19 protein-coding genes are annotated in these 19,028 nt (G+C 63.7%); 12 read left to right on the top strand and 7 right to left on the bottom strand.

Annotated features, from left to right (window positions below; all coding sequences use genetic code 11):
- Positions 1-57: 57 nt before the first annotated feature.
- A complete protein-coding gene (locus Q4G20_RS11970; protein WP_303343690.1) occupies positions 58-876 on the top strand; it encodes a sulfotransferase family protein in 819 nt (272 codons plus the stop codon).
- 95 nt (positions 877-971) lie between these two features.
- Here the strand turns inward: Q4G20_RS11970 and Q4G20_RS11975 are convergent, their stop codons facing one another.
- The 4 genes from Q4G20_RS11975 to ndk form a co-directional block, all read right to left on the bottom strand.
- Positions 972-1,205, bottom strand: coding sequence for an acyl carrier protein (locus Q4G20_RS11975; RefSeq protein ID WP_292951885.1), 234 nt, complete (start codon positions 1,203-1,205; stop codon positions 972-974).
- A 165-nt stretch (positions 1,206-1,370) separates the two neighbouring features.
- Positions 1,371-2,108 (bottom strand): 3-oxoacyl-ACP reductase FabG, encoded by a 738-nt coding sequence (fabG, locus tag Q4G20_RS11980; protein WP_303343691.1) that lies wholly within the window; start codon positions 2,106-2,108, stop codon positions 1,371-1,373.
- Positions 2,109-2,212: 104 nt separating this feature from the next.
- The gene (fabD, locus tag Q4G20_RS11985) at positions 2,213-3,142 is read right to left on the bottom strand and encodes an ACP S-malonyltransferase (protein WP_303343692.1); all 930 of its coding nucleotides are present in this window, start codon (positions 3,140-3,142) and stop codon (positions 2,213-2,215) included.
- Between the two features lie 116 nt (positions 3,143-3,258).
- Positions 3,259-3,681 carry a nucleoside-diphosphate kinase gene (gene ndk, locus Q4G20_RS11990; protein WP_303343693.1) on the bottom strand — a complete coding sequence of 141 codons (423 nt, stop codon included), beginning with the start codon at positions 3,679-3,681 and terminating at the stop codon, positions 3,259-3,261.
- A 163-nt stretch (positions 3,682-3,844) separates the two neighbouring features.
- Here ndk and Q4G20_RS11995 point away from each other — a divergent pair, with 163 nt between their 5' ends.
- From Q4G20_RS11995 to Q4G20_RS12005, 3 genes are all read left to right on the top strand, one after another.
- Positions 3,845-4,918 (top strand): AI-2E family transporter, encoded by a 1,074-nt coding sequence (locus Q4G20_RS11995; protein WP_303343694.1) that lies wholly within the window; start codon positions 3,845-3,847, stop codon positions 4,916-4,918.
- Between the two features lie 71 nt (positions 4,919-4,989).
- Positions 4,990-5,745, top strand: coding sequence for a GNAT family N-acetyltransferase (locus Q4G20_RS12000; protein ID WP_303343695.1), 756 nt, complete (start codon positions 4,990-4,992; stop codon positions 5,743-5,745).
- A gap of 83 nt (positions 5,746-5,828) precedes the next feature.
- Positions 5,829-6,356, top strand: a complete 528-nt coding sequence (locus Q4G20_RS12005) for an urease accessory protein UreE (RefSeq protein ID WP_303343696.1) — start codon at positions 5,829-5,831, stop codon at positions 6,354-6,356.
- A gap of 498 nt (positions 6,357-6,854) precedes the next feature.
- Here Q4G20_RS12005 and Q4G20_RS12010 read toward each other — a convergent pair whose 3' ends face one another.
- Both Q4G20_RS12010 and Q4G20_RS12015 read right to left on the bottom strand, forming a co-directional pair.
- Positions 6,855-7,304: a DNA polymerase III subunit chi gene (locus Q4G20_RS12010; protein WP_303343697.1), complete on the bottom strand. Its 450-nt coding sequence runs from the start codon at positions 7,302-7,304 to the stop codon at positions 6,855-6,857.
- Positions 7,305-7,367: 63 nt separating this feature from the next.
- Positions 7,368-8,957, bottom strand: coding sequence for a leucyl aminopeptidase (locus Q4G20_RS12015; protein WP_303343698.1), 1,590 nt, complete (start codon positions 8,955-8,957; stop codon positions 7,368-7,370).
- 113 nt (positions 8,958-9,070) lie between these two features.
- On the opposite strand from Q4G20_RS12015, the gene lptF reads away from it, so the two are divergent.
- The 8 genes from lptF (at position 9,071) to Q4G20_RS12055 (ending at position 18,162) form a co-directional block, all read left to right on the top strand.
- Positions 9,071-10,189: an LPS export ABC transporter permease LptF gene (gene lptF / locus Q4G20_RS12020; protein WP_303343699.1), complete on the top strand. Its 1,119-nt coding sequence runs from the start codon at positions 9,071-9,073 to the stop codon at positions 10,187-10,189.
- Positions 10,186-11,295 carry an LPS export ABC transporter permease LptG gene (gene lptG / locus Q4G20_RS12025; RefSeq protein WP_303343700.1) on the top strand — a complete coding sequence of 370 codons (1,110 nt, stop codon included), beginning with the start codon at positions 10,186-10,188 and terminating at the stop codon, positions 11,293-11,295. Before lptF ends, lptG begins: the two co-directional genes overlap by 4 nt.
- Positions 11,292-13,655 carry an LPS-assembly protein LptD gene (locus tag Q4G20_RS12030; protein ID WP_303343701.1) on the top strand — a complete coding sequence of 788 codons (2,364 nt, stop codon included), beginning with the start codon at positions 11,292-11,294 and terminating at the stop codon, positions 13,653-13,655. Before lptG ends, Q4G20_RS12030 begins: the two co-directional genes overlap by 4 nt.
- A 30-nt stretch (positions 13,656-13,685) precedes the next feature.
- The gene (locus Q4G20_RS12035; protein WP_303343702.1) at positions 13,686-14,927 is read left to right on the top strand and encodes a peptidylprolyl isomerase; all 1,242 of its coding nucleotides are present in this window, start codon (positions 13,686-13,688) and stop codon (positions 14,925-14,927) included.
- Complete coding sequence (pdxA, locus tag Q4G20_RS12040) at positions 14,927-15,892, top strand: 4-hydroxythreonine-4-phosphate dehydrogenase PdxA (protein ID WP_303343703.1); 966 nt, start codon at positions 14,927-14,929, stop codon at positions 15,890-15,892. Before Q4G20_RS12035 ends, pdxA begins: the two co-directional genes overlap by 1 nt.
- 86 nt (positions 15,893-15,978) lie before the next feature.
- On the top strand, positions 15,979-16,824 hold the full coding sequence (gene rsmA, locus Q4G20_RS12045; protein WP_303343704.1) for a 16S rRNA (adenine(1518)-N(6)/adenine(1519)-N(6))-dimethyltransferase RsmA: 846 nt from the start codon (positions 15,979-15,981) through the stop codon (positions 16,822-16,824).
- A gap of 64 nt (positions 16,825-16,888) precedes the next feature.
- Positions 16,889-17,815, top strand: a complete 927-nt coding sequence (locus Q4G20_RS12050) for a sensor domain-containing diguanylate cyclase (protein WP_303343705.1) — start codon at positions 16,889-16,891, stop codon at positions 17,813-17,815.
- Positions 17,816-18,003: 188 nt separating this feature from the next.
- Complete coding sequence (locus tag Q4G20_RS12055) at positions 18,004-18,162, top strand: hypothetical protein (protein WP_303343706.1); 159 nt, start codon at positions 18,004-18,006, stop codon at positions 18,160-18,162.
- Positions 18,163-18,238: 76 nt separating this feature from the next.
- On the opposite strand, the gene Q4G20_RS12060 is transcribed toward Q4G20_RS12055, so the two are convergent.
- Complete coding sequence (locus Q4G20_RS12060; RefSeq protein WP_303343707.1) at positions 18,239-18,886, bottom strand: DUF4167 domain-containing protein; 648 nt, start codon at positions 18,884-18,886, stop codon at positions 18,239-18,241.
- Positions 18,887-19,028 lie beyond the last annotated feature (142 nt).

Here is a 19,028-nt window from a genome sequence, read left to right on the forward strand (position 1 = left end):
TTAAAGAAATGTTTTACACTATCCGCAGCAGACGATTTCCCAAGTAAGGTTTTGAAAATGGGCTTTCCCGGCGTTTGGATGACTGAAAGCAACAGCATGATGTATCGTGTTGTTCCCAAATGCGCCTGTTCGACCATCGGCCAGATCATGTTCTATTCGGATCATGGCCGTTTCTTTGATGGTGACATCCATGACGCACAGGATGGCATCCACAAATGGGCGCAGGATCGCAGCCACGACCCCATCGCCCGCGCCGTTCAGGGACACGAGGCCTTGGCCTTTACCTGCGTGCGCAACCCCTATACCCGCATCCTGTCGTCGTTTTTCGACAAGATCGCCGGGATTCAGCGCAATGGCCGCCGGTATCGGCACAATCTGGTGCCGCAGCTGATTCAGGAATACGGCATCGACGTGGGCAGCGCGGAAAACGGGTTTGAATTTGACCAGATCGCCAGCTTTCGCCGGTTTTTGCTGTTCGCGCGCGACACCATCCGGTTTCGCAAGCCGATGGACCCGGACATTCACTGGTCGGCCATGTCGGGCCATATCGCGACCTTTATCGTGAATGGCGGCACCTATGACCAGATTTTCGCGACCGAATCGCTGAATGACGGGATGCAGCAGGTGCTGAACGCCACCGAAACCCCGGTCGAGGTCGATCTGACCACCGTGCCGCGCTTCAACGAATCCGAAGGCCACGGCCCCAAGCGCGCGCATAAGGTCAGCGACTATTTTGACGATCTGTCGCGGCACCTGATCTGGGAAATCTATCGCGACGATTTCGAACTGTTCCGTTACGATTTCGACAACCCGGATAACAAAATGCCGCTGGGTCCGGTTGATCTGGACGAGGTTCACGCACGTCTGGGCGCGTAATCGCGCCCGCCCTCGCGCCCGACATCAGGGCAAAATAAAACGGCGCTCCCTTTCGGGGGCGCCGTATGTTTGTGCCGTCATTGGCAAAGGCTGGATCAGACCGCGCCTTTGATAAAGTTAACCGCGTCACCGACGGTTTGGATGGTTTCGGCTGCGTCATCCGGGATTTCGATCCCGAATTCTTCTTCGAAAGCCATCACCAGTTCCACGGTGTCGAGGCTGTCTGCGCCCAGATCGTCGATGAACGAAGCGGATTCCACCACTTTGTCCTCTTCCACGCCCAGATGCTCAACCACGATCTTTTTCACGCGATCAGCGATATCGCTCATGTCATATCCTCATTCTCGCGGGCATCCGCCCAATCAAAGCCAAGTCATAAACCCGACTGGCGCAGGGCGGTTCCCCTGCTGCTGACGCCGGATATAGCACTGATGCCCCCCCATGCAACCGATTTCGCACGTTTTCATGCGCGCAAGGCCGTGGGGGACACCAAATTACACCATCGCCATGCCGCCATTGACGTGCAATGTGGCCCCGGTGACATATCCAGCGGCGGGGCTGGACAGATACAGGACGGCGGCGGCGATGTCGTCGGGGCTGCCCATCTGACCGGCGGGAATCTGGGTCAGGATTTTGCCCTTTTGGTCGTCGGTCAGCTTGTCGGTCATCGCTGTGGCGATGAAACCGGGGGCCACGCAGTTGACGGTGATTCCCCGGCTGGCAACCTCATAGGCCAGCGATTTCGACATGCCAACCAGTCCCGCTTTGGCCGCGGCATAGTTGCCCTGACCCGGGTTGCCGGTAGTGCCGACCACGCTGGTGATGTTGACGATGCGGCCCCAGCGGGCCTTCATCATCGGGCGCAGAACCGCGCGCGACAACTTGAACACGCTGGTCAGGTTGACGTCCAGAACCTGCTGCCATTCGTCGTCGGACATGCGCATAAACAGGTTATCGCGGGTGATTCCGGCATTGTTGACCAGAATATCGACGCCGCCCATGGCCTCCGCCGCGTCTTTGGGCAGCTGCGCCACCGAATCCGGGTCGGACAGATTCGCGATGACGACATGCGCCCGATCGCCCAGTTGTTCCGCCAATTCGCGCAAGGGCGCCTCGCGCGTGCCATGCAGCGCAACCGTCGCGCCCGCCTGATGCAGCGCAACAGCAATCGCGCCGCCAATCCCACCCGAAGCGCCCGTCACCAGCGCCGTTTTTCCCGTCAGATCGAACATAGGCGATCCTTTCTTATCCACTTCAAAACCGGCCAGCTTTCATCTTGGCCCAAATATCCCGGGGGCCCGGGGGCTGGCCCCCGGCCTCTCCCCCAAAAACACCCTCACCCCTTCAGCGCCGCCACATCGGCGGGCAGGCCGATATTGCGCACCGTCGCGTCCTTGGCGATGCGCTTGATCATCCCGGACAGGGCCTTACCTGCGCCGATTTCCCAGAAATCGGTGACGCCGGCGGCGGCCATATTGGCGACCGATTCGCGCCAGCGGACGGTTCCGGTGACCTGTTCCACCAGCAAACGGCGAATCGCGCCGGGTTCAATGACGGCCTCGGCGCGGACATTGGCGATCAGAGGCACGGCAGGGGCCTGAATATCGACGCCCGCCAAGGCATCCGCCATCACCCGCGCAGCGGGTTGCATCAGAACCGAATGGAACGGCGCGGATACCGGCAGCATCAGCGCGCGTTTCGCGCCTGCGTCTTTCATCGCGGCGGCGGCGCGTTCCACGGCGTCTTTATGGCCCGAAATCACCACCTGTCCGGGGTCGTTGTCATTGGCGGCCTGAACCACCTCATCGCCCGCCACGTCGCGCGCGATACGGTCCACGGTGTCAAAATCCAGCCCCAGAATCGCGGCCATAGCACCTTGGCCCACAGGAACCGCCTCTTGCATGGCTTGCCCGCGCAAACGCAGCAGACGCGCGGTATCGGCCAGCGTCAGCGCGCCAGCCACGCACAGCGCGGAATATTCGCCCAACGAATGACCGGCGACGAAGTTTGCATCCAGAATGTTGATGCCTTCGGTTTCCATGGCGCGGAACGCCGCCACGGATGTCGCCATCAGCGCGGGCTGCGCGTTTTGGGTCAGGGTCAGGGTATCGGCGTCCCCGTCCCAGATCAGCGATGACAGCTTTTCGCCCAGTGCGTCATCCACTTCATCGAAAACATCGCGCGCGGCGGGATAGGCTGTTGCCAGATCGCGCCCCATGCCGATGGTCTGCGCCCCTTGTCCCGGAAAGACGAATGCCCGCATCATGGCCCCCTGCGTAAAAACGGTTCTTGCCCCAAGGGATAGCGCGCCTGCCCCCCGCCCGCAACACAGCCATGAAAAAAGGGGCCGTCAGGCCCCTTTCATCGCCATCTGCGAACCGATCAGCCGACCAGTTCCAGACCGCTGAAAAAGAACGCGATTTCCTGCGCAGCGGTTTCCGCGGCGTCGGAACCGTGAACGCTGTTTTCGCCAACCGACAGGGCGAATTCTTTGCGGATGGTGCCGTCTGCGGCGTCGGCCGGGTTGGTGGCGCCCATCACTTCGCGGTTTTTGGCGATTGCGCCTTCACCTTCCAGAACCTGCACGACGACGGGTTCGGACGCCATGAATTCCACCAGTTCGCCATAGAAGGGACGATCTTTGTGGACTTCGTAGAATTTGCCCGCCTGTTCCGCCGACAGCTTGATGCGCTTTTGCGCGACGATGCGCAGGCCCGCATCTTCGAATTTGGCGTTGATTTTGCCGGTCAGGTTGCGGCGGGTGGCGTCGGGTTTGATGATCGACAGGGTGCGTTCGGTTGCCATGGGACATTACCTTTTTGGTTGCGGGCAGGCCCGCGGTGAAATCCGCGCCCGGTTAGCAGGCTTGGCGGTTGCCAGCAAGGGCGCGGGCAAAAGCGCGCCCCGCACGGAACCGCCGACCGCCCCACGGGTTTGTGATCTGTGACCCCAACCCCAAAGGCCCCCCATGACCGACACGCCCCGCCGCGCCGTATCCACCGGCACTATTATTTCAGCCCTGATTATCGTGGCCATCGTCCTGATCGCCTGGACCTGGTCCGAGGTGTTCCTGCTGGCCTTTGCCTCGATCCTGATCGCGGTTGCCCTGCGCGCGGGCGCGGTTGCGTTGAAAAACCGGCTGGGTCTGAACGAAAAAATCGGCGCGCTGTTGGTGCTGCTGACCGCGCTTGGGGTGATTTACGGCGTGATCCATTTCGCCGGTCCCGCCGTGGCCGGGCAGTTCCGCGAATTGCTGGCCGCCCTGCCCGAATCATGGAACCGGCTGAACGACTGGCTGTCGGGCAGCTCCGCCGGTGAGATGCTGCAATCTCAGGTCGAAGATCAGATCGGCAGCGTGGATTTCGGCGCCGGTGCATCGCAGGTCATTCAGCGCCTGCCCGATATTTTCGGCACCTTTGGCGTGGTTGTGAACAACATCGTCAACAGCCTGTCAAAACTGTTCCTGATGCTGATTGCCGCGCTGTATCTGGCGATGGAGGCCCCCAAATACCGTCAGGGTCTGCTGCATCTGGTGCCGCTGAAACATCGCGGGCGCGGGGCGGAAATCATGGACGAATTGGGCAACAATCTGGCCCGCTGGATGGGCGGTCAGGCGCTTGACATGATGGCTGTGGGCATTCTGGCCGGGATCGGGCTGTGGCTGATGGGGGTGCCTCTGGCCTTGGTTCTGGGGATCATCGCGGCGATGACCAACATCATTCCCATCATCGGCCCGTTCTTTTCCGGCGCAATCGCGGTGCTGTTCGCCCTGACCCAAGGGTTCGAGCTGGCCATGTATGTCGCCGTCATGTTCCTGGCCATCCAGCTGTTCGAGGGCGAGGTGCTGATGCCCCTGATCCAACGCTATGCCGTCAGCCTGCCCCCGGCGCTGACTGTGTTTGCGATTATCGGGTTCGGCAGCATGTTCGGATTTGGCGGCATTGTTCTGGCCACGCCAATGCTGGTGGTGCTGATGGTGCTGATCCGCCGCATCTATATCGAAGACGCCTTGGGCGACCGTCTGGAACCCCATAACAAATAGGTCACGAAAACGTCGTTTTGCCGTCATATGTCTGCGATATTCTGACGGTCAGGTAACAGGGATGCCACCGGATGCAGCCGTTTCGTAAGGGCCGTTATGTCGCGCGTCTTGGCCAGACGCAGGATGATATACGCGCGGCGCAGCGGTTGCGGTGGCTGTGCTTTATCGGGCGCAATGGCGTGGCCGATGATGGCGATGCGGTCGATCAGGACGAACTGGACCGCGAATGTCACCACGTCCTGATTTCGGACGAAACCACCGGGCAACTGGTCTGCTGTTTCCGGTTCCTGTCGCTGTCGGGCGGGTCGGAGATCGCCCGCAGCTATTCGGCGCAGTTTTACAATCTGGCCCGGTTGGAAACATTCGACGGGCCGATGGTCGAAATGGGTCGGTTCTGCATCCATCCCGAATCACGCGACCCCGATATTGTCCGCATCGCTTGGGCCGCGATGACCCGCTATGTGGACGAAGCGGGGATTGAAATGCTGTTCGGCTGTTCCAGCTTTACCGGGATTGACCCCGAAACCCATGCGGATGCGTTTGCGATGCTGAAGGAACGCCACCTTGCGCCCCGCCGCTGGTGGCCTCGGGTCAAGGCGCCGCGCGTGTTCCGATTTGCCCGCGCGCTGCGTTTGCGCAAACCCGACCCCAAAGCCGCCATGGCCGCGATGCCGCCGCTGCTGCGCAGTTATCTGGCCATGGGCGGCTGGGTCAGCGATCATGCCGTTGTCGACCCGGCGCTGCGTACGATGCATGTTTTCACCGGGGTCGAGATCCGCGCGATCCCCCCCGCGCGCCGCCGCCTGCTGCGCGCGGTTGCTGGCTGATAAAGGTTAGACTTAAGGATATCGGCGGAACTTGGCCGCCTGCTTGGGACTCGTTCCTTACACGATTTTCAAGGGGGGAAACCATGACTGCTACCGCAACGGATATTATCCGCAACGCGCCTGCGCCCTTTGACGGGCAGGTGTTTCTGGACTTTGACGCGCGGCTGATCCGGCATCAGCATCTGGCCTGTGATACGGGCGATTTCGTGGTGGATCTGCCGCAGATGGCGCGGCTTTGTGATGGCGATGCGTTTGAATTGTCCGACGGCCGCCGCATCGTGGTGCGCGCGGCGGCCGAACAGGTGATTGAATTGCGCGGCCATCTGGCGCGTCTGGCCTTTGTGCTGGGGCAGCGCGGCATTCCCTGCCGGATCGAGGCCGACCGCCTGCTGATCCGCAATGACCCCGACGCCAAAGCCGCCCTGTCCGGCCTGACCGCTGACATCACGCTGAAAACCATGGCCTTTCACCCCAATTGCGGCACGGTCGCGGGCCTGCGCCCGGAACCGCCCGCAAAACTGCTGGCCGACAACCACGTTGTCGAACGCGTCCTGCGCCCCCGCCCGAAACTGGGCAACGGCTATGTGCTGATGCGTGGCGGCAAGGGCTGATCGGATGCGCGCGGGGAAGGTGACTGCGGCATCAGCGCCCTGAGTTTACGGCGGCAAGGCCATTCTTTCGCGGTATCTTCGCCGAAGATCGCGGCGAATCTTGGCCTTGTCATCCTCATGCGCCGGTCGGGTCAGACCGCCATCCAATGAATAAGCTGCGCCACAGCGATCACATGCAAGAACACTGTCGTTGTCCGACGCATGTTCGCAGAACGCCCGGCTTTTTGCTGCGTTCATAAAGCCGCACAGATCGGATGATCTGGTCCATGCTGTCGTTATAGGGGGCGTGTGAAACACATCCTGCGGCGCGGGGGTATCCTGCACCGATCTGCATCTGAATGGCTTCATGTAAGAAACGCGCACTGCATTTCGAAACAAAACCCAAGGACGTATGAAAACTGATCCCTGCGGCAGGCGAGTTCCATATGAACACCTATGGCACGGGATAGGGCGCAAACGGACTGACCCATATCGGCGGTTCGGGCCCAGGTGGCCCCACTACCGCTTGCGTTCCCAGCGACCTGATTCTTCGGACCAGTATTCGGCGGCGATGCCCGCCGTTGTCAGGGCGCGCCATTGGTCGCGGGCGCGGTTGACGGCGGGGGTATGGCCGCCGTCAAAGATGATGCAGGCGCGGTGCAACGCGGGCATTTCATCCGCCGACACATCGGCCCCGTCCAGCGTCATCAGACAATTCGCGCCATTGCCCGCAGCCTGCCCCGCCACGGTCAGCAACACCGGCTGGCGCGCGTCATGGGGGCCACCGGCCAGACCATGCGGCACAAAACCGTCCCCCACCCATAGCTGCGCATCCAAAGCCTGCATCCGCGCCGCATCACTGCCGCGCAGCTCGATCCGCCAGCCCTGCCCCCGCGCGCGTGAAATCAGCGCGGGCAACAGCCGTTCGGCGGGCGAGCGGGTCAGATGGTAAAACATCGCATTACCCATGCGCTGCCCCCGCCGCGTTGCAATGACGCGCGCCCGATGCAGGGCGCGCGGTCTGGTCACAGCTCACTTGGGCTGTGTTTCGAACTGGTCGCGGATCAGACGGTCCAGCGTCATGACGCCCCAACCCGACGCGCCTTTCGGTGCCAGATCGGTGCCAGACGGCGGCAGCGCCACGCCCGCGATGTCGATATGCGCCCAAGCCTGCCCCGGCTTGATGAACCGTTGCAGGAACTGCGCGGCGGTGATGGTGCCAGCCGCGCGCCCGCCGGTGTTTTTCATATCGGCCAGACGCGATTTGATCAGCGAATCATAGGACGGACCCAGCGGCAGACGCCACGCGCCTTCGCCTTCAGCCCCGGCAGCGGCGATGATCTGACCGGCCAAGGCGTCGTCATTTGACATGATGCCCGCATTGTCATGGCCCAGCGCGATGATCACCGCGCCCGTCAGCGTCGCCAGATCAATAACGGCGGACGGGTTGAACCGGTCCTGCGCATACCACAGCACATCGGCCAGAACCAAACGCCCTTCGGCGTCGGTGTTGATCACCTCGATCGTGTCGCCCTTCATCGACCGCACAATGTCGCCCGGACGCTGCGCGCGCCCGTCGGGCATGTTTTCGACCAGACCAACCAGACCCACGACATTGGCGCGCGCTTTGCGCAGGGCCAGCGTGCGCATCACGCCCGCCACAACGCCCGCGCCGCCCATATCCATGGTCATCTCCTCCATCCCGGCGGCGGGTTTGATGGAGATGCCGCCGGTGTCGAACACCACGCCTTTGCCGACCAGGGCCAGCGGGGCGTCGCCCTTTTTCCCGCCGTTCCAGCGCATGACCACAACCTTGGACGGGCTTTCGCTGCCCTGCCCCACGGCCAGCAGCGCGCGCATCCCCAGTTTTTCCAGATCGGCCTCGTCCAGCACTTCGACCTTAAGGCCGAGGCTTTCCATATCCTTCAGCCGGTCGGCAAAATTGGTCGTGGTCAGCACATTGGCCGGTTCGTTGACCAGATCGCGGGTGAAAAACACGCCCTGCGCCACGGCCTGCGCGGATTCGGTCGCGTCACGCAAGGCGGCGGGGTCTTTGACCATCATGGTGATGCGCGCGTCTTTGCCAATCGGCGCATTGGGCGCCGTGGCCGAGGTGTCGGCATCCGCATTGGCCAATGCGGCTTTTTTGCCGCCTTTGCCCACGGTTTGCGGGATGTCCGCGGCGACGCCGGCCACGTCCCCATCCACCGGCTGCGTCTGATAGATCGAAAAATCATAGGCCCGCAGCATCGCGCCCAGTGCCACATCACCCGCGCGTTTATGCGTCCCGGCCCAGATCAGGCTATGCCCCTTGCCCAGTTTCGCGCCAATGGCGGCCCCGGCCTTGCGCGCATCCGATTGGGTGGCGTTGCTGTCCAGACGCACCAGCATCAGCGCATCCGCAGCCATCCCGGCGGGAAAGGCCAGTTCCATCACCGCGCCGTTTTTCAGCGCGCGCCCGGCATCGGATGCCAAGGCCCGTTCCGCCGCCTGCTGTGCCGGACGGGGCAGTTTGTTGCACGGCTTGCCGTCCTGATCCACGATCAGCGCGACGCGCCCGGTATGGGTGGCCAATTCCTTGGCATCGGTTTCGGCAAAGGCAAGGGGGACAGGCTGCGTCATGATGGTTCCTTCGGATAAACGTCATGGTGATCTTAGCCCCAGCCCCGCCCCTTTTCCAGAGCCGCCCATACCGCTATGACAACGCCAGACCGCGAAAAGGCCCGAAAACCAAAATGCCACGGCTTGACCGATATATTCTGATCCAGATGCTGACGTTGTTTGGCTTTTTCGCCTTGGTGCTGGTGTCGGTCTATTGGATCAACCGCGCGGTGCGGCTGTTCGATGAATTGCTGAATGACGGGCAAACAGCCTTGGTTGTGTTAGAGTTCACCGCCCTGACCCTGCCCATCGTCATGGCCATTGTGCTGCCAGTGGCGGCCTTTGCCGCCGCCGCCTATGCCACCAACCGGCTGGCGGGGGAATCGGAACTGGTGGCGATGCAGGCGGCGGGGGTGTCGCCTTGGCGGCTGGCGCGGCCTGTGGCGGTGTATGGGGTGCTGGTCGGGCTGATGGTCGCGGTGCTGGTGCATGGGCTGGTGCCGATGGCCTATTCCCGGCTGGCCGAACGCCGCGCCGAAATCGCCGAAAGCGTGACCGCTCAATTCCTGCGCCCCGGTGCGTTTCAATACCCGGCCCGCGATGTGACGCTGTTTATCCGCGACATTGCCGCCGATGGCCGTCTGCTGGATCTGTTCATTCAGGACGACCGCGACGCCCAAAACCGCGTCACCTATACCGCGACCGAGGCGTTGCTGGTTCGTCTGGACACCGGCCCGTCGCTGTTGCTGCTGGATGGGATGACGCAGAATATGCGCATCGGTGACGGCCAACAGCGCCTGTCGGTGACCCGGTTTGCCGAACTCAGCTATGACATCGGGCGCATGATGGGGGGCGGCGGCGAACGCGGGCGCGATCTGCGCGATTACGGCACCCTGCGCCTGCTGTCGCCCGATGATGCGCTGTTGCAGGCCACGGGCGCGACCCAAGACCGCGCGATTGCCGCCGCCCATGACCGCATCGCGCAGCCGTTTTTGGCGCCCATTGCCGCGATGATCGGCTTTGCCACGCTGATGATCGGGGGCTTTTCGCGGTTCGGCGTCTGGCGTCAGGTGGGCTGGGCGGTGCTGTGCCTGCTGGTGGTGCAATTCGTGTCAAATGCCGCGACCAGTCAGGTGACGCGCGAACCGGCCATGTGGCCCGTGGTCTATGCGCCGCTGCTGATCGGGGGCGCGCTGTGTCTGGCGCTGTTGTGGCTGGCGGGGCGTCCATTGCGCATAAAGGGGGCATCATGATTCTGGCCCGTTACGTCGCCGGTCGCTTTGTCCGCAGCTTTTTGATGCTGGTAGGCGTGTTTCTGCTGATCCTGTTTCTGATCGAATTTGTGGAAATGATCCGCCGTTACGCCAATCGTGACATCTCGATGACCCATGCCGCACGGCTGGCATCGTTAAATGTCGTGTCCAGCTTTTATTCGATCCTGCCGCTGGTGACGGTGCTGTCGGGGATTGCGCTGTTTCTGGGGCTGGCGCGCACGTCGGAAATGGTGGCGATCCGCGCGTCAGGCCGATCCGCGTTAAAGGTCGCAACCGCGCCCGCGCTGACGGCGGTTCTGCTGGGCGGGCTGGCGGTTGCGGTGATTAACCCGATGGTGGCGACCACCGGCCAACGTCTGGACCGCGCCGTGGCCGAGATCAACCGGCAGGGCGGCCAGACCGTGTCCGTGGGCGACAACGCGGTGTGGCTGCGTCAGGGACTGACCGATAACGGCGTGGACACCGGGCAGGTCGTGATCCGCGCCGGGCGCGCCAGCCCGGACGCCACGACGCTGTATCAGGCCAGCTTTCTGATCTTTGCCCCCGAGACCGGTCCCATCCGCCGGATCGAGGCGACCGAGGCCCGCCTCACCCCCGGCGCATGGGAATTGGACGATGTGCGCGATTACCCGCTGGACAGCCCCAACCCTCAGGCCGGGATGATCCGCCATGCCAGCCTGTCCCTGCCATCGGACCTGACCGCGCAACGCATCCGCGACGGGTTTGGCCGCCCCGACGCGGTGCCGGTGTGGCAACTGCCGGCCTTTATCGCGGGGCTGGAACGGGCGGGCTTTTCCGGCGACCGTCACCGCGTCTGGTTCCAGACCGAAATCGCCCGCCCCTTTCTGATGGGCGCGATGATCCTGATTGCCGCGGCCTTTACCATGCAGCATATCCGCGGACGCAGCACGGGGACGGCGGTTTTGTTGGCCTTTGGGTCGGGGATCGGGCTGTTCTTTCTGCGCAATATGGCGCAGGTTCTGGGTGAGAATGGCCAGATCACGCCCGAAATGGCGGGCTGGACGCCGCCCTTGGTGGGGGCACTGATGGCGCTTGGCGTGATTTTGCGGAAAGAGGACGGATGACACAGCCGCGCATCTTTATCGGGTTTGTCGGGGCTGTGGCCCTCAGCTGGGCCGCGATCCCTGCGGGCGCACAGACGCAGCGGCTGGACATCACCGCCGCGCCCTTTACCGCGCCGATGCCCGACTGGGCGACGGGGCGCCCGGCCTTGGCACCGACCGCGCCGCGACTGGGCAGCGATCTGTTGGGCGACGGCACCCCCACGCGCAGCACGCCCAGAACCGCCAGCCCGACCGCTTCCGTGACCATCCCTGGCGACGGGGCGCGCAGCGATCCGGGCGGAACGGCGGCCACGGTGCTGGCGGACAACATTGAATTGCGCGGCGACCGCACCCTGCTGGCGGCGGGCGGCGTGGTGATCTGGCATCAGGGCGCGCGGCTGATCGCGTCCCGGCTGCGCGTGGATGGGCGCACCGGCGATCTGACCATTGACGGCCCCATCCACCTGACCCGCCCCGGCGCTGATCCTGAAACCGACACGATCCTGATTGCCGACAGCGCGCAACTGGACCGCGATATGCAGGACGGCATCCTGCGCGGCGCGCGTCTGGTCATCGCCCGCGAAATGCAACTGGCCGCAAACGAAATGCAGCGCACCGACGGCGGGCGCGTCACCGAATTGCGTCAGGTCGTGGCCAGTTCGTGCCAGATTTGCGCCAGCGATCCGACTCCGCTGTGGGAAATCCGCGCGCGCCGGATCACGCATGACGCGGAAACGCGGCTGCTGACCTTTGACTATCCGCAATTGCGGGTGCGCGGGCTGCCGGTTGCGGCATGGCCCGCCACCGTGACCGCACCCGACCCGACCGTGACGCGCAAATCGGGCTTTCTGCGGCCGCAAATCCGCACGACCTCGGGGCTGGGGTTCGGGGTTAAGCTGCCGTGGTTTCAGACCATGGGCGATCATGCGGATGTGACGATCACCCCCTATCTGTCGTTCGGCGGCACCCGCACCGTTGAAACCCGTTTCCGCCGCGCCTTTGCCCATGGCGCGACCGAATGGAACGCCGCGATCAGCCGCGACGATCTGAAGCCCGGCAAAACGCGCGGCTATGTCTTTGGCGTGGGGCGGTTCGATCTGGCGCGCGATTACCGGCTGGGGGTGCAGGTTCAGGCGGCGTCCGACCGCGCCTATCTTCTGGATTACGGGATCACCACGGCTGACCGGCTGTGGTCCGGGGTGACGCTGGAACAGGTGCGGCGGGATAAGATGTTCTGGGGCCGCGTCGGCAATTATCATTCGCTGCGCGATGACGAAGACAACGACACATCCCCCGCGCAGGTCGCCGACGCCATCTGGATGCGCCGCATCACCCCGCCCGTTATTGGCGGCCAAGCCGTGCTGGAATGGTCGGTTCACGCGCATCGCCGCCCGTCATCGCGCGATCAGATCGGGCGCGATGTGGCGCGCGGATCGGTGGGGCTGAACTGGCGGCGGTCGGACATCCTGCCCGGCGGAGTCGTCGGCGCAGCCATTGCCGGGGTGGACGCCGACCTCTATCGCATCGCGCAGGACAGCCGCTATGACCGCGTGGTCGGGCGGGTTGATCCGCTGATCGGGGCGGAACTCCGGTGGCCCTTGGCCGGGTCATCGCAGGGGGCCACCCATCTGGTCGAACCTGTGATCCAAGTGCTGTATTCTCCGCGCCGGTCCGATACCGACATCCCGAACGAAGACAGCCGCCTGATCGAATTTGACGAAGGCAACCTGTTTTCCGCCAACCGGATGCCCGGATGGGACGCGCGCGAAACCGGGTTCCGCGCCAATATCGGCGCATCCTGGACGCGGATTGACCCGACCGGCTGGTCGCTGGCGCTGACCGGCGGGCGCGTGTTCCGCAGCGCCGTGGCCGACAGCTTTTCCGATTCCGCGCCCTTGGCCGGGCGGCGGTCCGATTGGCTGCTGGCCGCGCATTACGACAGCCCCATCGGGCTGGCCGTGTCGAACCGCAGCCTGATCGACGACCATTTCGACATTTCGCGCAACGAATTGCGGCTGGGCTGGCTGCGACCGGGGCTGGAACTGTCGGCGGGCCATCTGTGGATCCGCAGCGATGCCGGCGAAGGCCGCGACCGCAATTTCAGCGAATTTTCCGCCAATCTGGGCTGGCAGGTCGCGCCCGGATGGTGGGGAACCGCCGCCACCCGTTATGACGCCGTGGCCGACCGCGCGCAACGCGCTGAATTGGGGCTGGCCTATCGCAACGAATGTATCACGGTCGAATCCGCGGTGTCGCGCCGGTTCACCAGTTCGGACAGTGTGCGCCCGGAAACCAGCTTTGATCTGTCGGTGCGGCTGGGGGGCTTTGGCGCGTCCGAACCCGGTCCGGGAACGGTGGCGCGGCGGCGCTGTATGCGCTAATCTTGGGGCAAATCAGTTAAGGGGCAGCAGATGCGGCATTTTCTTTCGGGTATCGCCTTATCGGCATTGGTGGCGTTTTCCGCCCCGGTCATGGCGCAAAACCTGTTCCAGCCGGTCGTTTACATCAACGATCAGGCGATTACCCGGTATGAGGTCGATCAGCGGATGCGGTTCATGCAGGTGATCGGCGGTCAGGGCGTGACCGCGCGCGCCGCCGAAGACGCGCTGATCGCCGACCGCCTGCGCCGCCACGCCGCGCGCCAGATGGGCGTGGAACTGACCCCCGGCGGGATCGAGGCCGGGATGGAGGAATTCGCCAATCGCGGCGGCATGGACGCGGCCAGCTTTACCGCCGCGCTTGGCCGCGCCGGGATCGAACCGCAGGTGTTTCGTGACTTTGTCGAGGCAGGCACCCTGTGGCGCGGCGTCGTGCGCGCCCGCGTCGCCCCCCGCGTCAATGTCACCGATGCCGAGGTGGAACAGGAACTGCGCCGCGTGATCGAAACGCCGATCATCAACCGGGTGCTGCTGTCGGAACTGATCATCCCCGCACCGCCGGGTCAGGAACAACAGGCGCTGCGGCTGGCCGAAAGCATCGTCGTGCGCACCACATCGGAATCGGATTTTGCCAGCTTTGCGCGTCAGTATTCCGCCGTTCCCAGCGCCCCGTCAGGGGGGCGTCTGGATTGGGTGGCACTGGACAACCTGCCGCCGACGCTGGTTCCCATCCTCACCGCGCTGCAACCGGGCCAAAGCACGCAACCCCTGCCGGTGGACGGCGCGGTTGTGATCTTTTTCCTGCGCGATCAGCAGGGCCGCCTGCGCCCCGGCGCGCGTGACCAGCTGATTGATTATATGACGCTGCGGGTGGCGGATGCCGGGTCAGCGGCCAGTCTGGCGGCGAATACGCGCTATTGCGACGATCTGTATGTGCAGGCGGGAACGGCGGCGCCGCAGGTGACGCGCCAGACCGTCAGCGCGGGCGCGATCCCGACGCTGACCGGCACCGCGCTTGCATCATTGGACCCGGACGAAGCCGCCGTGATCCCCGCCCCCGGTGGCGGCTTTGACGTGGTGATGCTGTGTTCGCGCGCGCCCGCACTGGCCCCGCTGCCGCCGCAGGGAACGGATTTCCCGGTCGCGGAAACGCCCTCCACCGACCTGCCCAACCGTGAACAGGTGCGCGAGGCGATCTTTAACCGCAAAATCACCGCTGCGGCGGATGGGCTGCTGGCGGAACTGCGCGCCGATGCCGTGATCCGGCGGCCCTGATGACGGGGCGCATTCTGCTGACCTGTGGCGAACCGGCGGGGATTGGCCCGGAACTGGCCCCGCTGGCGCTGCAATCGGGCGTCGATTTCTCATGGATCGGCGATCCGCGCCACCTGCCAGCGGGAACGCCCTATACCGAAATCACCACGCCCAACGACCCGGTGCCGCAGGGCCATCTGCCGGTGCTGCGGCACGACTTTGCCGCGCCCAACACGCCCGGTCAGGCGAACCCCGCCAATGCGCAGGGCGTGATCGACGTGATCGCCCGCGCGGTTGATCTGGTGATGCAGGGTGCCGCATCCGCGATCACCACTCTGCCGATCAACAAACAGGCGCTGAAACAGGGCGCGGGCTTTGGCTTTCCGGGGCATACCGAATATCTGGCGCATCTGGCGGGCGGGGTCGATGTGGTGATGATGCTGGCCTCAACCACGGTGGAACCGCCCTGCCGCGTGGTGCCGGCAACGATCCATATCCCGCTGGAACAGGTGCCGGGCGCGCTGACCGCTGACACGCTGGAATCCGCGATCCGCATCACCCACTCCGCCCTGATCCGCGATTTCGGCATCCCCGCGCCGCGCATCGCCGTGGCGGGCCTGAACCCCCATGCGGGCGAAGGCGGAACGATGGGAACCCAGGAACGCGACCATATCGCGCCCCTGATCACCCGCCTGCGCGCCCAAGGACTGAACCTGACCGGCCCGCTGCCCGCCGATACGATGTTCCACGCCCCCGCCCGCGCCCGATACGACGCGGCGATCTGCGCCTATCACGACCAGGCCCTGATCCCCATTAAAACGCTGGACTTTGCGGGCGGAGTCAACGTGACGCTGGGCCTGCCCTTTATCCGAACCTCGCCCGATCATGGCACGGCCTTTGACATTGCGGGGCAAGGCCGCGCCGATCCCGCATCCACCATTGCCGCGCTGACACTGGCGCGGGATATGGCGGCGCAACGCGCATGATCTTCTGTGTCCAAATATCCCATATCTTCTGTGCAAAAATATCCCACGGGGGTCCGGGGGTGTGAAACCCCCGGCTGCTATCCATTATGACCGCCATTGACCAATTGCCGCCCCTGCGCGACGTGATCGCCCGCCATGATTTGCGCGCGAAAAAACAACTGGGCCAGAACTTTCTGCTGGACCTGAACCTGACGGCGAAAATCGCGCGGCAGGCGGGGGATATGACCGGCTGCGACGTGCTGGAAATCGGCCCCGGCCCCGGCGGTCTGACCCGTGGCCTGCTGGCCGAAGGCGCACGTCATGTGCTGGCCATCGAAAAGGACGCCCGCGCCCTGCCCGCCTTGGCGGAAATCGCGGACGCCTATCCGGGGCGGCTGACGGTGATTAATGGCGACGCGCTGACCATCGACCCCTTGGCGCATCTGACGCCGCCGATCCGCATTGCCGCGAATCTGCCCTATAATGTCGGCACGGAATTGCTGATCCGCTGGCTGACGCCGCGCGACTGGCCGCCCTTTTGGCAATCCCTGACCCTGATGTTCCAGAAAGAGGTCGCCGAACGCATCGTGGCGCAACCGGGCAGCAAAGCCTATGGCCGGCTGGCGCTGCTCGCACAATGGCGGGCCGATGCGCGCATCGTCATGACCCTGCCCCCCGAGGCGTTCGTCCCCGCCCCAAAGGTTCATTCGGCGGTCGTGCATCTGACCGCGCTGCCGGAGCCGCGTTACCCCGCCGACCCGGCGGTTTTGTCGCGAATCACCGCCGCCGCATTCGGTCAGCGGCGCAAAATGCTGCGCGCCAGTTTGCGCGGTCTGCACCCTGATATTGAAAACTTATTACAAAGCGCGCAAATTCCGCCAACAAATCGTGCGGAAGATGTGCCATTATCAGATTATTGCGCCTTGGCGCGGAATTTATCTGCTGCAATTTGATCTGGCGCAAAGTATCCTGCCCACTCACGGCACAGTAAGTCGCGTGTTTTTGTGTGAGGGCTTAATGAGTGATGGACTAGGGCTTGACCTGCTCCGGGTCGCTTTCGCACAGTTGCCCGACCCGATCTTTATTCTGAACGAAGACGGGAAATATGTTGATTGTCTGGGTGCCGCTGACGGCCAGATCTATCTGAACGGGGATAAATTGCGCGGGCATTATCTGCGCGATGTGGCACCGCCTGAATTCCACGACTTTGTCATGACCCATATTCAGGCCGCATTGGCGCGCGCCGCCAAGGGCGATCTGTCGCCGCTGGTGGTCGAATATGTTCTGGACTCGGCCGATATGGCCGGTCTGGACCCCAGCATCGGCCCCAAGGGTCCGCAAAATTTCGAAGGCAAAGTGTCCGCTCTGCCCTATCTGGTCGAGGGGCGGCGCGTGGTCATCTGGATCACCCGCAACGTCACCGAACAGATGCGCCAGCGTGATGAAATCACCCATCAGGCGCATCATGACGACCTGACGGGGCTTTTGAACCGGCGGGCGTTTCTGGGATGTCTGGCGTCGATCTGTGACGACGGGGGGCAAAACGGCCTGCTGTTGATTGATATTGATAAATTCAAAGACATCAACGACCAGATGGGCCATGCGACGGGCGACCGGGTGCTGCAACAATTTGGCGAGTTTTTGAAAACCCGCCTGCGCCGCCGGGATCATCTGTCACGTCTGGGCGGCGATGAATTTGCGATTTTGGTTGCCGATACCAAATGCACCGAATTGACCAGCATTGCCGGACGGCTGGTGGCCGAATCCGCAGCGCATGTTTTTGGTGACCCGGACCGGCCAATCCGCCTGACGATCAGCGTCGGCGCGACCATGCTGTCGGAAAATGCCGATCACAATGCGACGATGATGCGCGCCGACAGCCAGCTCTATGCCGCCAAAAATCAGGGCCGCAATTCCGTCAGTTTCTGTCATATCCACCACTAAGCGCGCCTTGGCCCGCGCGCCGTAATGGCGTTGCCCGGGCGTGGTTTTGGGGCTGATTGTGGCGTCGAAGCAGGGCGATCCAAAACCCAACGCGTCAGGCAGGACACAATCGCCCGGCGGACTTTAGCAGCGCCGCGCCCGTTCCATATGTGATCACACGCCCCGCGCGACAGGGACATGATAGAGCGGTGTCATACCTGCCCTGCGGCGAGGTTCAGGCTTGGGCTGACCGGCTGGCCATGCGTGAGGCCGCGGATGATGTCGAAGGCCGCGATGTGATCGAGATTCAACGCACAAACAGCCTGATCCCCGGCATCCCGGACGATGCGATGCGTCTGAAGGGCTGAACAGACAGCGCCGGTCAGACGCGGCGCGTGATTGGTTCCACACATCGCGCATCCACCACTCGGGCGCCGTCGGTCGTCAGGCCGTTTCGCCGTTTGTGGTGGGTTCGGCTGCGCCATCCGCATCAACAGGCTTGCGCCGGGTGCGGGTGGACGGCACGCGCGGGGTGCGGGCGCGTTTGGGGGCGGGGCGATCCTCGGGCGTGTCGATGGGACCGGAATCGTCAGCCGCGCCGATCGCGTCGGGCAGAGTGTCATCCTGACCCGCCGGGGCGGCCTCGGCCGCGTCCGCTTCGTCGCGCGGGCGGCGGTCGTCACGGCGGTCGTCGCGGCGATCCTGACGGCGTTCGTCGCGGCGATCGTCACGCCGATCATCGCGGCGGTCATCCTGCGCGCGGGGCTGGGCGTCTTCGCCGTCATCACGGGTCTGGCCGTCGTCATTCTGACGGTTCTGGTTGAACTGCGCCTGACGTTCGGCATTTTCGCGCTGCGCCTCGCCCAACATGCGGGTATAATGTTCGGCATGTTGCAAAAAGCTTTGTTCCGCCACGCGGTCATTCGACAATTGCGCATCCCGCGCAAGGGTCAGATATTTTTCAATAATTTGTTGCGGAGTGCCGCGGACCTTCCCTTCGGGGCCGGAGCTGTCGAACACACGGTTGACGACATTACCTAAGGAACGCTGGCGGTTCGACTTGTTACGCGAACGGGATTTCGATGATCTCATTATCTGTCTGTCAGGTTGTGTGGCCCGTTAATCAGGGGCCGCATTGTCGGACGGCTAACGGCGGCAAAATCGTGCCAGACCGTTCAGCCCCACCTTACCCCGGTCGCCACGCCAAGGCGCGAACCATACCAAGTCATGTCAG

Origin of the sequence: Paracoccus sp. (in: a-proteobacteria) (genome assembly GCF_030538495.1) — a bacterium.
GTDB lineage: Bacteria > Pseudomonadota > Alphaproteobacteria > Rhodobacterales > Rhodobacteraceae > Paracoccus.

Bases quoted from the DNA above. Each gene is read 5' to 3' on its own strand.
- lptG (WP_303343700.1), top strand. From the start codon at position 10,186: ATGATTCTGGCCCGTTACGTCGCCGGTCGCTTTGTCCGCAGCTTTTTG.
- rsmA (WP_303343704.1), top strand. From the start codon at position 15,979: ATGACCGCCATTGACCAATTGCCGCCCCTGCGCGACGTGATCGCCCGC.
- Q4G20_RS12050 (WP_303343705.1), top strand. From the start codon at position 16,889: ATGAGTGATGGACTAGGGCTTGACCTGCTCCGGGTCGCTTTCGCACAG.
- ndk (WP_303343693.1), bottom strand. From the start codon at position 3,681: ATGGCAACCGAACGCACCCTGTCGATCATCAAACCCGACGCCACCCGC.
- Q4G20_RS12000 (WP_303343695.1), top strand. From the start codon at position 4,990: ATGCAGCCGTTTCGTAAGGGCCGTTATGTCGCGCGTCTTGGCCAGACG.
- Q4G20_RS12030 (WP_303343701.1), top strand. From the start codon at position 11,292: ATGACACAGCCGCGCATCTTTATCGGGTTTGTCGGGGCTGTGGCCCTC.
- fabD (WP_303343692.1), bottom strand. From the start codon at position 3,142: ATGATGCGGGCATTCGTCTTTCCGGGACAAGGGGCGCAGACCATCGGC.
- pdxA (WP_303343703.1), top strand. From the start codon at position 14,927: ATGACGGGGCGCATTCTGCTGACCTGTGGCGAACCGGCGGGGATTGGC.
- Q4G20_RS12005 (WP_303343696.1), top strand. From the start codon at position 5,829: ATGACTGCTACCGCAACGGATATTATCCGCAACGCGCCTGCGCCCTTT.
- Q4G20_RS12010 (WP_303343697.1), bottom strand. From the start codon at position 7,304: ATGGGTAATGCGATGTTTTACCATCTGACCCGCTCGCCCGCCGAACGG.
- fabG (WP_303343691.1), bottom strand. From the start codon at position 2,108: ATGTTCGATCTGACGGGAAAAACGGCGCTGGTGACGGGCGCTTCGGGT.
- Q4G20_RS11995 (WP_303343694.1), top strand. From the start codon at position 3,845: ATGACCGACACGCCCCGCCGCGCCGTATCCACCGGCACTATTATTTCA.
- lptF (WP_303343699.1), top strand. From the start codon at position 9,071: ATGCCACGGCTTGACCGATATATTCTGATCCAGATGCTGACGTTGTTT.
- Q4G20_RS12015 (WP_303343698.1), bottom strand. From the start codon at position 8,957: ATGACGCAGCCTGTCCCCCTTGCCTTTGCCGAAACCGATGCCAAGGAA.
- Q4G20_RS12060 (WP_303343707.1), bottom strand. From the start codon at position 18,886: ATGAGATCATCGAAATCCCGTTCGCGTAACAAGTCGAACCGCCAGCGT.
- Q4G20_RS11975 (WP_292951885.1), bottom strand. From the start codon at position 1,205: ATGAGCGATATCGCTGATCGCGTGAAAAAGATCGTGGTTGAGCATCTG.
- Q4G20_RS12035 (WP_303343702.1), top strand. From the start codon at position 13,686: ATGCGGCATTTTCTTTCGGGTATCGCCTTATCGGCATTGGTGGCGTTT.
- Q4G20_RS11970 (WP_303343690.1), top strand. From the start codon at position 58: ATGGGCTTTCCCGGCGTTTGGATGACTGAAAGCAACAGCATGATGTAT.